Source organism: Mesorhizobium liriopis (genome assembly GCF_024053505.1).
GTDB classification, from domain to species: Bacteria; Pseudomonadota; Alphaproteobacteria; order Rhizobiales; family Rhizobiaceae; genus Mesorhizobium_B; species Mesorhizobium_B liriopis.
The window spans coordinates 257,466-270,895 of the sequence record NZ_JAMXQS010000003.1; the positions used below are offsets into that span (position 1 = coordinate 257,466).

14 protein-coding genes and 1 tRNA gene are annotated in these 13,430 nt (G+C 64.0%); 6 read left to right on the forward strand and 9 right to left on the reverse strand.

The annotated features are described in order from the left end of the window. Window positions 1-20: 20 nt before the first annotated feature. Together NGM99_RS07010 and NGM99_RS07015 are read right to left on the reverse strand one after the other, a co-directional pair. Entirely contained in the window at window positions 21-1,520 is a 1,500-nt protein-coding gene (locus NGM99_RS07010) for a sugar ABC transporter ATP-binding protein (RefSeq protein WP_252817440.1), read from the reverse strand. 101 nt (window positions 1,521-1,621) lie between these two features. Beyond that, window positions 1,622-2,590, reverse strand: a complete 969-nt coding sequence (locus NGM99_RS07015) for a sugar ABC transporter substrate-binding protein (protein WP_252817442.1) — start codon at window positions 2,588-2,590, stop codon at window positions 1,622-1,624. Between the two features lie 287 nt (window positions 2,591-2,877). Here NGM99_RS07015 and NGM99_RS07020 point away from each other — a divergent pair, with 287 nt between their 5' ends. From NGM99_RS07020 to NGM99_RS07045, 6 genes are read left to right on the forward strand one after another with little or no spacing between them, the layout of a single operon-like run. After that, window positions 2,878-3,453, forward strand: coding sequence for a glucose-6-phosphate isomerase (locus NGM99_RS07020; protein WP_252817785.1), 576 nt, complete (start codon window positions 2,878-2,880; stop codon window positions 3,451-3,453). 19 nt (window positions 3,454-3,472) lie between these two features. Further along, window positions 3,473-4,138 (forward strand): bifunctional 4-hydroxy-2-oxoglutarate aldolase/2-dehydro-3-deoxy-phosphogluconate aldolase, encoded by a 666-nt coding sequence (gene eda, locus NGM99_RS07025; protein ID WP_252817445.1) that lies wholly within the window; start codon window positions 3,473-3,475, stop codon window positions 4,136-4,138. Further along, window positions 4,135-5,085 carry a shikimate dehydrogenase family protein gene (locus tag NGM99_RS07030; RefSeq protein ID WP_252817447.1) on the forward strand — a complete coding sequence of 317 codons (951 nt, stop codon included), beginning with the start codon at window positions 4,135-4,137 and terminating at the stop codon, window positions 5,083-5,085. Before eda ends, NGM99_RS07030 begins: the two co-directional genes overlap by 4 nt. Then, a complete protein-coding gene (locus tag NGM99_RS07035; protein ID WP_252817449.1) occupies window positions 5,082-6,038 on the forward strand; it encodes a phosphoglycerate dehydrogenase in 957 nt (318 codons plus the stop codon). Before NGM99_RS07030 ends, NGM99_RS07035 begins: the two co-directional genes overlap by 4 nt. Continuing rightward, on the forward strand, window positions 6,035-6,904 hold the full coding sequence (locus NGM99_RS07040) for an MBL fold metallo-hydrolase (RefSeq protein WP_252817451.1): 870 nt from the start codon (window positions 6,035-6,037) through the stop codon (window positions 6,902-6,904). Before NGM99_RS07035 ends, NGM99_RS07040 begins: the two co-directional genes overlap by 4 nt. A gap of 56 nt (window positions 6,905-6,960) precedes the next feature. Beyond that, complete coding sequence (locus NGM99_RS07045) at window positions 6,961-7,851, forward strand: SIS domain-containing protein (protein ID WP_252817452.1); 891 nt, start codon at window positions 6,961-6,963, stop codon at window positions 7,849-7,851. 162 nt (window positions 7,852-8,013) lie between these two features. Here NGM99_RS07045 and ligD read toward each other — a convergent pair whose 3' ends face one another. The 7 genes from ligD to NGM99_RS07075 form a co-directional block, all read right to left on the reverse strand. Then, window positions 8,014-8,187 (reverse strand): non-homologous end-joining DNA ligase LigD, encoded by a 174-nt coding sequence (gene ligD, locus NGM99_RS21740; protein WP_353937389.1) that lies wholly within the window; start codon window positions 8,185-8,187, stop codon window positions 8,014-8,016. Beyond that, the gene (locus tag NGM99_RS07050; RefSeq protein ID WP_252817454.1) at window positions 8,187-8,504 is read right to left on the reverse strand and encodes a DUF6538 domain-containing protein; all 318 of its coding nucleotides are present in this window, start codon (window positions 8,502-8,504) and stop codon (window positions 8,187-8,189) included. Before NGM99_RS07050 ends, ligD begins: the two co-directional genes overlap by 1 nt. A 97-nt stretch (window positions 8,505-8,601) precedes the next feature. Beyond that, a tRNA-Leu gene (locus NGM99_RS07055) sits at window positions 8,602-8,686 on the reverse strand. A gap of 226 nt (window positions 8,687-8,912) precedes the next feature. After that, complete coding sequence (locus tag NGM99_RS07060) at window positions 8,913-9,536, reverse strand: 2,3-bisphosphoglycerate-dependent phosphoglycerate mutase (protein WP_252817456.1); 624 nt, start codon at window positions 9,534-9,536, stop codon at window positions 8,913-8,915. 10 nt (window positions 9,537-9,546) lie between these two features. After that, a complete protein-coding gene (gene dapB, locus NGM99_RS07065) occupies window positions 9,547-10,368 on the reverse strand; it encodes a 4-hydroxy-tetrahydrodipicolinate reductase (RefSeq protein ID WP_252817458.1) in 822 nt (273 codons plus the stop codon). Next, window positions 10,361-12,205, reverse strand: coding sequence for an ABC transporter ATP-binding protein (locus NGM99_RS07070; protein WP_252817460.1), 1,845 nt, complete (start codon window positions 12,203-12,205; stop codon window positions 10,361-10,363). Before NGM99_RS07070 ends, dapB begins: the two co-directional genes overlap by 8 nt. 94 nt (window positions 12,206-12,299) lie before the next feature. Then, complete coding sequence (locus NGM99_RS07075) at window positions 12,300-13,352, reverse strand: glucokinase (protein WP_252817462.1); 1,053 nt, start codon at window positions 13,350-13,352, stop codon at window positions 12,300-12,302. Window positions 13,353-13,430 lie beyond the last annotated feature (78 nt).

The following is a 13,430-nucleotide window of genomic DNA, read 5'->3' on the forward strand; positions in this document are numbered from 1 at the left end:
GGGTCACGATTTTTCTCGCTTCAATGCGCGGCAGCGGCGGCAGGAGCCGTCATCGCGAGCTTCAGCATGTTTTCTTCCGAATAATCGGCAGGCAGGAGACTGCCGGTCAGGCGCCCTTCGCGCATCACCAGCACGCGGTCGCACAGGCCGAACAGTTCGAGATGCTCCGAAGAGATCACGAGAACGGCGCGGCCTTCGGCGGCAAGCGACTTGATGAGCGAATAGATTTCGGTTTTGGCACCAACATCGACGCCGCGCGTCGGCTCGTCGAAGATCAGGATGCGGCCGCCTGCGTGAAACCACTTGGCGAGCACGACCTTCTGCTGGTTGCCGCCCGACAAGCTCGACACGGGTGCGTCCATGCTGGCGGCCCGGATGCGCAGACGGTCCGACAGGGCCTTGACCGCAGAACGCTCGGCCGAGCGCCGGACGACGCCAAAAAGGTTCACGAGCGGCGACAGGCGCGCCATGGTGGCGTTGACCCGGATCGGGAAGTCCAGAACGACGCCCTGCTCCTTGCGGCTCTCGGGAACAAGGCCGATGCCGGCCTTGACCGCATCCTTCGGATGGGTCGGGTTTATTTCATTGCCTTCCACGAGGATCTTGCCGCTTTCGCGATGATCGGCGCCGAAGATCAGGCGCACGAGCTCGGTCCGGCCCGCGCCCACCAGGCCGCCGAGGCCGACGATCTCGCCGGCGCGCACGCTCAGCGAAACGTCGCGGACGCGGGCGCCGCGTGTCAAACCCTCCACCCGCAGCAGTTCAGGGCCGACCGCGCGCTCCACATTCTCGCCGAACAGCGCGCTGAGCGGACGCCCGACCATCATGCGGATTACGTCGGGGATCTCGACCGCGTTGCGCTCGACGGTCTCGACGGAAGCGCCGTCCTTCATGATGGTCATGCGGTCGGCAATGCGGAAAACTTCGTCGAGGCGGTGCGAGATGTAAACCACGCCGACACCCTGGCGACGCAAACCGTCGATGATGCCCAGAAGACGCTCGGCGTCCTGGCCCGACAGCACGGCGGTCGGCTCATCGAAGACAATGATGCGCGCGTTGCGCGAAAGCGCCTTGGCGATCTCGACCACCTGCTGATAGGCCACAGACAGATCGCGCACGATGGCATTCGGCTTGATGTCGAAGCCCAGGCGCTCGATCAATTCACGGGCGCGGCGGTTCAGTGTCTTCCACGAAACGATGCTTGGGATTTCCGAAAGAAAGATGTTCTCGGCGACCGACAGGTCGCTCGCCAGCGCCATTTCCTGATGGATGACGACAACACCCTTCTTCATGGCGTCCGTCGGGCTGCGCAGTTCGACTGGCGCTCCGTCCATCACGATCTCGCCGCCGTCGGGCTGATGCTCACCACCCAATACGCGCATCAGGGTCGACTTGCCCGCACCGTTTTCGCCTAGAAGCGCATGGACCTCGCCTGCTTTCAGGCTGAAATCCACGCCGCGCAGCGCGTGAACGCCGCCGAAGGATTTCCTGATGCCTTGAAGCCGAACGAGTTCTGTCATGAAATCATCTGCGTGGAAGGTGAGAAATGGGGAAGAACCGGCAGCGAAAGGCTATCTTTCCGCTGCCGGCCTCGTTTATCGCCCTGGGAGGCGTTGCGCGATCAGAACACTGCGTCGGGCTTGTAATACTGCTCGACATTACCCTTCGTGATGGCGACGGGGGTGGTGTAGGTGGTCTTGGGCGTGCTGGCGGGCAGCTCCTCGTCGATCGCCTTCTTGGCGAGATCGACGGCGGTCGCGGCCACGAGGGCTGGATCGTTGAGGCCGGTTGCGCCGTACTTGCCGTCCTTGATCATCTCGAGCGCTTCCTTCTGGCCGTCGGCCGCAGCTACGAGAAGCACGTCATCGAGCTTGTTTGCAGCTTCTAGCGCCTTCCGAGCACCGAGCACCATGGAATCGTTTTCGCCGAGCACAACGTTCACGTCCGGATGCGCGGTGAGAATGTCTTCCATCGCCTTCAGGCCGCCTTCGTTGTTCCAAAGACCCCAGCCCTGGCCGACGACCTCGAACTTCGCCGAACCGCCATTGCGGAGCTGGCCTTCGAGCAGGCCGGCGAGCACGCCCAAGCGACGTTCCTGGCCGACTTCATTGCCCTGATCGCCCGACAGAAGCGCGATCTTGAGGTCCTTGCCCTTAGTGTTGTCGGCGATCCAGCCCCCCACCAGCATGCCATTCTGCATGTTCGACGACTGAACCAGCGTCACGAAATCGGCGCTCGGGTCGAGTGTGGAGTCGATCACGAAGACCTTGACGCCCGCAGCTGTCGCCGCATTGACGGCCGGCACCAGGCCCTGACTGTCGCGCGGGTTGATGATGAGAGCGCCAATGCCCTGCGCCACCATGTCCTCGACGTCGGAAACCTGCTTGTTCAGGTCGTTCTGCGCATCGGACGCGATCACCGTGCAGCCGATCTCCTCGGCGCGCTTTTTGGCTGAAACATCCTGAGCCGCGAAATATGGCGCGTCGAGTGTTTTCATGGAAATGCCGATCTTGCAGTCGGCGGCCTCGGCGGCGCCGACGCTCAGCAGCGAGGCGGCCGCGAGCAGAGCCAGCTTCACAGGGGTCTTCATAGGTTCTCCTCCGTTTTCAGGGCGTGACGACGACCGGTCACGAGCCGTTCGAATGCGACGGTTGTATGTAGCTTAGTTACAAGAAATGTATGGGTCAACGTATCTCAAAGCCCAAAACCGGATTTATTCGTGCTGCAATGCAACATAAACAGCCTATTGATGCGTCATCGATTTCCAATTATGTAATTTCACTACGCATTCGTATATGTCGAATGACCGAAATTGGAGACAGTCACTTGAAGCTTTTCGAGCCAGCGAGCTGCCAGATCGATCTGGCGAGCGGGACCATGTCAGGCGCGAGTGGCCATTACGAGAAGCGCTTGAGCGACCTCGACGGCCTTTATCTCGATGACGCTGCCCACAAGGCGCTTCTGAGCGAGAAAGGCGATGTCGTGGTTTATGAGGTCGGCGACTTTCGCCCCTCCGCCGTGGCTGGCGACATGATCTTCGGCCTGACCCGTATGGTGCCGGGCCTCGTCGGCGAGGAGTTCTTCCTGACTCGCGGCCACATTCACGCCAATGCCGACCGTCCGGAAGTCTATTACGGCCAGAAGGGCCACGGCCTGATGCAGCTCGAATCGCCCGAAGGCGAGACGCGGATCGTGGAGATCGCGCCGCAGACCGTGTGCTACGTGCCCCCCTTCTGGATCCACCGTTCCGTCAACACCGGCAGCGAGGAACTGGTGATGATGTTCGCCTACCCCGCCGATTCCGGCCAGGACTACGGCATCATCGAACGCTCAGGCGGCATGCGCCACCGCGTGATGCGCAACGGACAGAACGGTTGGCGGCTCGTGGACAACGCCGCCTACAAGCCCCGCGCCCGAGCCGTGGTCGACGCGCTGATGCGCGCGGCGGCCTGACGCGGAAGGAGCGCAGATCATGACATCCTCTTCCACCGACCCCCTTGAGCTCATCGCCAGTCTTGGCGTCGTTCCCGTCATTGCCATCGAGCGAGCAAGCGATGCCGTGGCGCTGGCCGACGCCCTTCTCGAAGGCGGCCTGCCCGTGGCCGAAATCACCTTCCGAACCCAAGCCGCGGCAGACGTGCTTGCCGCCATCCGCGACGCACGGCCCGAACTCTGCATCGGTGCCGGCACCGTGCTCGATGAAGCGCAGCTCGCCCGCGCCATTGAAGCCGGCGCGCGCTTCGGCCTCGCGCCCGGCTTCGACCAGGGGATCGTCGAGGCGGCGAAGCACGCTTCCCTGCCCTTCTGCCCCGGCATCATGACGCCGTCCGACCTGACAGCCGCCGCGCGTTCGGGCGTGCGTCTCGCCAAGTTCTTTCCGGCAGGCGCCGCCGGCGGGCCCCTCTTCCTTGAAGCCATCGCAGCCCCCTTCGCCCATCTGGGCATCCGCTTCATTCCGACAGGCGGCGTCAGCGAAAACACGATCGGCGACTGGCTGAAGCTCAAAAGCGTGATGGCGGTCGGCGGCACCTGGATCGCCCGCACCGACGACATCCGCGAAGGCCGCTTCGGCGCCATCATCGCCAAGGCCAGGGCGGCGGTTGCCGTGGCCCGTCAGGCCCTGGAGGCACGCTCGTGACCTACACGCCCGCGACCCGACCAACGCTTTATTTCATCGGCGTCACCACCGCCAAAAGCTCGATCATGAAGGTGTTTCCGGCTTGGGCCGCCTTTCTCGGTCTCGAAAACGCGGTGATCAAGGGGATCGACTTTCCCCTTCACGCCGATCCCGCGGCCTATCGCGAGGCAGTCGAGTTCATTCGCGACGACCCGCTCTCGCTCGGCGCCCTAGTCACCACGCACAAGATCGACCTGTTCCACGCCGCGCGCGACCTGTTCGACGTGATCGACCCGCATGCGCGGCTGATGGGCGAAACGAGCTGCATCTCCAAGCAGCACGGCAAGCTCGTCTGTCATGCCAAGGACCCGATCTCCTCGGGCCTCGCCATCGACGGCTTTCTCGGTCCCGACTATTTCGCGAAGACCGGCGCCGAGCTGTTCTCAATGGGCGCGGGCGGGTCTACGATCGCCATCACCTGGCACCTGATGCGGCAAAGCCGCGGCGCCGACGTGCCCGCGCGCATCGTCGTCACCAACCGCAGCCAGCACCGGCTCGACGAGATCAGAAAGATCCATCAGGACGTCGCTTCGCATGTTCCCGTCAACTACGTGCTGGCGGAGGAGCCTTCCGCCAACGATGCCGTGCTGGCCGGCCTCAAGCCCGGCTCGCTGGTAATCAACGCCACGGGTCTGGGCAAGGACGCCCCCGGGTCGCCGCTGACCGATGCCGCGATCTTCCCGCGCGAGGCCATCGCCTGGGACCTCAACTATCGCGGCGATCTCGTTTTTCTGAGCCAGGCACGCCGGCAGGAAACCGAGCGCGCGCTTCGGATCGAGGATGGCTGGACCTATTTCCTGCATGGCTGGACGCAGGTGATCGCCGAAGTCTTTCACGTCGAGATCCCGACTTCGGGGTCACGTTTCGGGCGGATTTCCGAGATCGCCATTGAGGCGGCAAAGGCATGAGCGCGACCCCTGAACGCATTCTGGTCACGCCCCGCTCGCTTACCGCCGAGCCCCATCGCGAAGTCGAGCGCATGCGCGAGGCCGGCTTCGACATCGTTTATTCCACGCCCGGCAAGACCCCGAGCGAGGACGAACTGATTTCGCTGGTGCCCGATTGCGTGGGCTGGCTGGCTGGCGTCGAGCCGGTCTCCGAACGCGTGATCGCGGCAGCGTCCAGGCTGCGCGTGATCAGCCGCAACGGGGTCGGCACGGACAATCTCCCCATTCCTTTCCTTCAAGCGCGCGGCATCGCGGTAGCCATCGCCGAGGGCGCCAATTCCATGGGCGTCGCCGAACTCGCCATCGGCCTGATGTTTTCGGCCCTGCGCGCCATTCCGCAGGCCGATGCCGGCATCAAGCAGGGCGCATGGCCCCGGCGGCGCGGCATCGAGATTCATGGCCGGACCGTGGGCGTGGTGGGCTGCGGTGCGATCGGGCGCGAGGTCGCGCGCATGGCGGCTGGTTTGGGCGCGAACGTCGTCGGCTTCGATCCGGCAGAACCCGAGTTGGGCCTTTCCCCCGAACGCTTCCGCTTCGCGAGCCTCGACGCACTGCTTTCCGCCTCCGACGTGGTGACCCTTCATTGCCCGATGCCACGCAATGGGGCGGCGCTCATCGACGCGAAGGCCCTTGCCGGCATGAAAGCGGAAGCCGTTCTCATCAATACGGCGCGTGCCGGTCTCGTGAACGAGACCGCGCTCAAGAGCGCTCTCGATGACGGGCGGCTCTTCGCCTATGCGACCGACGTGTTCAGCGAGGAGCCGCCGAAAGAACGCGCCATCGCAGACCATCCGCGCGTGATCGCGACCAGCCATATCGGCGGCTTCACCGAAGAAAGCGTGGACCGCGCCACCTCGATTGCCGCGGCTAACATTCTGCGGCATCTGCGCAGCGACGCGCGAATGCCGGCATGAAAGCCACACTTTCCGCCATCCCATTCGAGAACGACGGCGATGATACGCTGCTCGTCAGGCTGCGGGCCGCGCCCCGACCCGGCACACGGCTTTTCTGGCTGGGTCAGGCCGGCTTCGTCATCGAGACTGCCGGCCGACGGCTGGTGATCGACCCCTACCTGTCCGACTCTCTGGCCGAAAAATACCGCAACAAGCCCTTCTCGCACGAACGCCTCATGCCGCCCCCCGTGCAGGCGGACGCGCTGGGCACGGTCGATCTGGTGCTCGTGACCCATCACCACACCGATCACATGGACGCCCAGACGCTGCAGCCCCTGTTGCGCGCCGCGCCTCAAAGCCGGCTCGTGGTTCCCGCAGCGTCCACAACCCTCGCCTTGGAGCGCGGCGACGTCGAAAGCAACCGCCTGCTACCCATAGATGCGGGCGAAACCATCGAACCGTTCCCGCACCTGCGGATCACCGCGACGCCCGCCGCGCACGAAACCCGAGACCTGGACGAGAACGGCCGCCACCGCTTTCTCGGCTATCTCGTCGAAAGCGACAATGACTGCCGCATCTGGCATTCCGGTGACTGCGTGCCGTTCGAGGGGCTCGCCGAAACCGTGGCCGCCCTCAGTCCGACGGTCGCGCTTCTACCCGTCAACGGCCGAAAGAAAGAGCTTTCCGCACAAGGCATCGCGGGCAATTTCACGGTCGAGGAAGCCATTGCCCTGGCGCGAGCAACCGTCGCGCAGGCGATGATCGCGCATCATTACGGGATGTTCGCCTTCAACACGGCACGCCCTGAAGACATCGACCGCGCCGCCGAAACGGCCCCGCTCACGGTGATGCGCGCGGAACTGGGAACATGCTACGCATGCGGCTGATGCCCTTCCTTTCATTGTGATAGGCTGATGGCATCCACGCGGATTGCGGAACCACGATGCAGCGCGAAACACGCACCGAAAACCAGAACGGCTCGATGCCCAACATCATCGAGGTCGTGCGGACCAGCTTTCACGACCTGCGCAAATCGGACCGCAAGGTCGCCGAAGCCGTTCTGGCCGACCCGCGCCGCATCCTCAACGCAACGGTGGCCGAACTGGCGGCGCTTGCCGAGGTCAGTCAGCCGACGGTAATCCGCTTCGCGGCAGCCGTGGGCTGCGCGGGCTTTCCCGATTTCAAGCTGCGCCTCGCCCAGGCGCTCGCGCTCGGCACACCCGCCACGCATTCCGTGCTCCTCGACACGGACACGCCCGAAGCCGTGACGGAAAAGATCTTCGATTACACGATGACCAGCCTCGACTGGGCTCGCAACCATCTCGACCGCAAGGCGCTCAACGACGCCATCGACATTCTGACGGCCGCGCGCTCCATCGAGTTCTTTGGCTTCGGCGCGTCGGGCATCGTGGCCCGCGACGCGCAGCAGAAATTTCCGCTCTTCGGTGTTCCCTGCGGCGCCCAGCTCGACTCGCATCAGCAGTTCATGGTCGCCTCCATGATGGATCCAGCCGATGTCGCGGTGGTGATATCCAACACGGGAAGCACTCAATCCATCTTGCGCGTGGCCCAGACTGCGCGCGGTTCGGGCGCCAAGGTTATCGGCTTGATCGGCTCCGACTCGCCTCTGATGCACTATTGCGATGTGTCGCTGCTCGTACGTACGCTCGATAACACCAATATGTATACGCCCACGACGTCACGTATCGCGGCGCTGGTCGTCATCGATATTCTATCTACCAGCGTCGCTTTGAGACGCGATCCAGAACACAAAAAGCAGGTCGCCAGCATGAAGCGTCGGCTCCAGGAGTTCAGAGGAATCGACGCAGTCTGACGCTCGGTCTTGCTCGATCATCACGGCCGTGCAGTACTTCCAATCAGGGCAATCGCTGATCAAGCTGCATCAGTGAGCTCCACGGGTCGATCCTCAAGCGTCTCATCCGGCTTACGAGGTTCTTCAATCCGAACCGACTGGACTGGACACCATCATGGGCTCCTACCATGTCAGCGGCGTTGAGACGGGCGCCCCCGCCCTGTCCCGTGTCGAGTAGGCCGCAACCGCTGTCGCACCTCGTCCGTTGCGCAAATAATCGACGAAGATGCGACCTGTGCGTGAGCGCATGGCAATGCTGGCCGTGTAGCGCTCCAGACCGTCCTTCGCTATCCACATCAGGCGATGCAATTGGGGATGCCACGTGAATTGTTCGCTCGGATTGTCCCGGCGCTCTTCTGACCAACGATCGTAGAGTGGGCCGCCAGTGCATGGGCTATTTGGTTGGTGATCGAGCGTGATCCGCTTCGCAGGTCCGCCCACTGTGATTCCAATTCAGCAAGCTCAATGGCCAGCTTACGCTTCGCTTCCGCCGGGTCTCGGGTCCCGAGGCTTTGCGTGACTTCCTTGCGGCCCAAAGTGGACACAAGATCCTGCGGGACGCGTTTTTGAAGCCAGTAAATGCCAGTGCGGGGATGCTTGAAAGGACGGCTCATCGCCAAGCTCATGTGTAGCACCCGTGCGTAGCACTCGGGTCGCGTAAGCACATGTTTTTGCTGATTTTACTGTGTCGTCAAGCACTGTGGGAGTGCTTGGTGCCCAGAAGAGGACTCGAACCTCCACGCCTCGCGGCACACGGACCTGAACCGTGCGCGTCTACCAATTCCGCCATCTGGGCAGGCGAGAGGGGGTGTAGTGGGGCGGGTGGGGCCTGTCAACGGGGAATCTTGTGAGGGACGATTTCCGTTTCGTCAGGCGGGTGCGGACGGGCGTTGTGCCTGATGGATCGTGAGTTGGTGCGGCTGTTCACAGCCTTTTCGCAACTCCGGAGGCGGAAGGTGCCGGCGCGTCGGCAAAGCTGAGGACGCGCCGGGAAACAGGCAAGAAGATGTGATGGCCGTTGCTTAGACGGCCGCCAGAATTTCCTTGGAGGCGACCGTGGAATCCGCATTGAGGCGGTAGACGATGGGGACGCCGGTGGCGAGTTCGAGATTGACGATGTCGGGGCCGGCGATGCCTTCGAGCGCCATGATCAGCGCGCGCAAGGAGTTGCCGTGAGCGGCAACCAGAACGGTTTGCCCGCGCAGCACATGCGGCTGGACCTCATGGATGTAATAGGGCCAGACGCGCGCGCCGGTGTCCTTCAGGCTTTCACCACCGGGCGGGGGCACGTCATAGGAGCGGCGCCAGATATAGACCTGTTCCTCGCCCCATTTGGCGCGGGCGTCGTCCTTGTTGAGGCCTGAGAGGTCACCATAGTCGCGCTCGTTGAGCGCTTCGTTGCGGACGGTTTCGAGACCGGACTGGCCGAGCTCGTCGAGCACGATCTGGCATGTGTTCTGCGCGCGCTTGAGCGCGGAGGTGAAGGCGATATCGAATTTGAGACCCTTCGCCTTCAGGCGCTGGCCGCCGGCGAGCGCCTCAATGCGGCCCGTTTCGGTCAGCTCGACGTCGCGCCAGCCGGTGAAAAGGTTCTTCAGGTTCCAGTCGCTCTGGCCGTGGCGGATCAGCACCAGTGTTCCAGTCATTCCGTTCTCCTCAGTTCAGCCCGAGCACGTCGAGCATGGAATAAAGGCCGGGCTTGCGGCCATGGGCCCAAAGGGCGGCGCGGACGGCACCGCGCGCGAAAATCGTGCGGTCCTCGGCCTGGTGGGACAGCGTGATGCGCTCGCCCGTGCCCGCCAAAATCACCGAATGATCGCCGACCACCGAGCCGCCGCGCAACGTCGCAAAGCCGATCGTGCCGGTTTGGCGCGCGCCTGTGTGGCCGTCGCGCGAGCGGACGCTGTTCTCGCTTAGATTGATTTCGCGGCCCTCGGCTGCGGCGGCACCCAGCAAAAGGGCCGTGCCCGAGGGCGCATCGACCTTGTGGCGGTGATGCATTTCCAGAATTTCGATGTCGAAGTCTTCTGCCGGCAACGCTTCTGCCGCCTTCTTGACGAGGCCAGCGAGCAGGTTGACGCCGAGGCTCATATTGCCGGACTTGACGATCGGCGCATGGCGCGCGGCGGCCTTGATCCTAACCTCGTCCTCATCCGAGCAGCCGGTCGTGCCGATGATGTGCGCAATCCCGGCTTGGGCCGCATAGCCGGCGAATTCGACGGTCGCGGCAGGCGTGGTGAAATCGAGCACGCCCTGGGCGGCGGCAAAGGCGGGAAGCGGGTCGTCGGTGATCTTAATGCCGGACGCTTCGAGACCAGCATGAGCACTCGCATCGCGACCGATGAGCGGCGAGCCTGTGCGTTCGACGGCACCACTCAGGCACAGGCCGGGCGTGGCGTGGATGGCGCGGATCAGCGCCTGCCCCATGCGGCCGCCGGCACCCACCACGACCAGTCCCATTTCGCGCGTGTCAGCCATGGGTTGCGATCCTTTGCGGCTCGGGGGCGGGCTGTGCGGCTTTGCGGTCGTCCACGAGGCCTAAGCCCCGCGCGCTTTGAAGGCGATGGAAGCGCGCATAGAGGCCGCGCTCGTCGGCGAGCAGCGTGCCGTGCGTGCCTTCCTCCGCCACCTGCCCCTCTTCCATCACCACGATCTTGTCGGCGTTGACGACGGTGGACAGGCGGTGGGCGATGACGATGGTGGTGCGGCCGACCATGGCCTTGTCGAGCGCTTCCTGCACGCGGGCTTCGGATTCGTTGTCGAGCGCGGATGTGGCTTCGTCGAGAAGCAGGATGGGTGCGTCGCGGACCAGCGCGCGGGCGATCGCGATGCGCTGGCGCTGACCACCCGACAGCGTCACGCCGTTCTCACCGACCTCCGTATCGTAGCCCTGCGATTGCCGCTCGATGAACTCATGCGCATTGGCGAGCTTCGCGGCCTCCTCGATCTCCCCATCCGTCGCCGTTTCACGGCCATAGCGGATATTGTCGCGGATCGTGCCTTCGAAGAGATAGGGCTGCTGGCTGACATAGGCGATGGACGACCGCAGCGACTGCTTGGTGATCGTCGAGATGTCCTGCCCGTCCACCGTGATGCGACCGCCATCAAGATCGTAGAAGCGCTCGAGAAGGGCAATCAGCGTGGACTTGCCGGCACCCGAGGCGCCGACGATGGCCGTGGTCTTGCCGGCCTCGGCCGTGAACGAGACGCCGTGCAGCACCGGCAGGTCTCCCACATAGCCGAAGCGGATGTTTTCGAAGCGCACTTCGCCTTTGTCGACGCGAAGTGCGGGCGCGCCGGGCGCATCCTGCTGGCGCGGCGGCGTGTCGAGGATCTCGTAGATCATGCGCGCGTTGACGAGGCTCTTTTCCAGGCTCACCTGCACGCGGGCCAAACGGCGCGCGGGGTCGTAGGCCAGAAGAAGGGCCGTGATGAAGGCGAACACGGAACCGGGCGGCGTGGCGGAGCCGGAGAATTGCAGGCCGGCATAGGCGATGACGCCGGCGACCGCGGTGCCCGCCAGAACATCGGTCACCGGCGTCAGGCGTTCGGACACGCTGGCGATCTTGTTGGAGCGCTTCTCGACGCGGGTGATCTGCTTGTCGAGGCTGCGCGACAACTGGTCTTCCATGGTGAAGGCCTTCACCACCGCGATGCCTTGGGCGGCTTCCTGCATGGAGCCGAGCAGCCGCGAGGTGATGTCCACCTGTTCGCGGGTCATGCGGCGCAGGCGCTTGACGAGCATATTGACGGTCAAGACCAGTGGAGGGCCGATAACCAGCGCGGACAAAGACAGGACCGGGTCCTGAATCACCATCACCACCAACAGGGCGATCAGCGAAACGGCATCGCGGGTGACGGCCGTCAGCGTGGTGTTGAGCAGGTCGCGCACGCCGTTCACGTTCTGGTTGATGCGCGCGGCAAGCCGCGCCGAGCGGTTCTCGACAAAGAAGTCGAGCCCGAGCCGCATCATGTGGGCGAAGACGCGGCGCTGGTAGCGCGCGACGAGATTGTTCCCGATCTTGGCCAAGATCACGGCCTGACCATACGACGCGAAGCCGCGGAGCGCGAAAGCACCGAACACGACTGCCGAAATGCCCAGAACCAGATCCGAGCGGCGCTCGTAGAAGATCTTGTCGATCACATCGCGCATGATCCAGGCGGTGAAGGCCGTGGTCGCGGCGGTGAGCAGCAGGCAGATGCCGGCCAGCGCATATTGCGCGACATATTCGCGGCCGTTCTCCGAGGCGATACGGCGGATCACCGCGATGATCTCGCCGGGCTCGGCACGCTTCTTGTTGTTTTTGGAGGCCAAATCGTTTGCCGATGGTCGAGTGAAGGGGCGGCACGAAGCCGTATCGCGCGCCCCTATAGCCTCTTCGCTTCGCCTTGACTATCAGGCCGACACATTACCCGCGCCAGCGGCGGCCATCCGTTTCGAGCCCGAAGTCGTACGGATGCCGGGCATAGGCCGCGAGACCGAGAAGGGCCGCAAGCGGGTGCGTCATGACGGAGACCGGCATTGTCGCCATCAATTCCTGATGGGGTGCCTTGTCCTCGAAAGCTTCGCGGAAGCCGGGCTTCTGGAGCGCAGGCACGATCTTCTGCGCAATGCCGCCGGATAGAAACACGCCGCCCCGGCTCATGAAGACGAGTGCAAGGTCGCCTGCCGTGCGGGCGAGATAAGTGACAAAGAGGTCGAGCACCTCCTCGGCAAGCTCGTCCTTGTCTTCGAGCGCGGCCGAGGTGATTTCGGCCGGCGTGTGGAGCCTGGCTTCCACGCCGTCGGCCTTGGCGACCGCGCGGTAGAGGTTGACGAGGCCACGGCCGCACAGGATCTGTTCGCCGGAAATGCGGCCGTCGAGCTTTTCGATGAAGGGAAAGATTTCGAAGTCGCGCGGGGTGCGGGGGCCGAGATCCATGTGACCGCCCTCACCGCGCACCGGAATCCAGCGACCGTTCGACTGAATGAGACCGGCCACTCCCAGACCGGTACCGGGCCCGAGCACGACGCGGCTGCCGCCTTCCTCCGCTGTTCCCGAGCCGATGGCAGCCAGGTTTTCCGGCTCCATCACCACGGCGGCGAGCGCCTGCGCCTCGAAATCGTTCAGCATGACGATGTCGTGGAAGCCGAGCTTGTCGATCAGCGCGCGGGGGCGCACGACCCAGGGGCAGTTGGTGAGCGCGATGGCGTCGCCCGTCACCGGGCCGGCGACGGCCAAGATCATGCTCGCCGGCGGATCGCCCCGACGCTTGGAAAGCGCATGGGTGATGGCGTCATCGATGTTGAGGAAGTCGGCGACACGCACGATCTCGACTTCGCCCAGATCGTCGTCCGGCCCTTCGACCACGGCGAAGCGGGCATTGGTGCCACCAACATCGCCGATCAGGACGGGAAACTGAAAGACGGCTTCGCGCGATGCGGCTGGGGTTCGGTGATCTCTTGCCGCACTGCTCGCCATGCCGTTTTCGTCCTCAAGGCCACCCTGTCCGGCCCCCTTATCCGGGCCAGAGATAAAAAACAAATGGTGGAGAAAAGC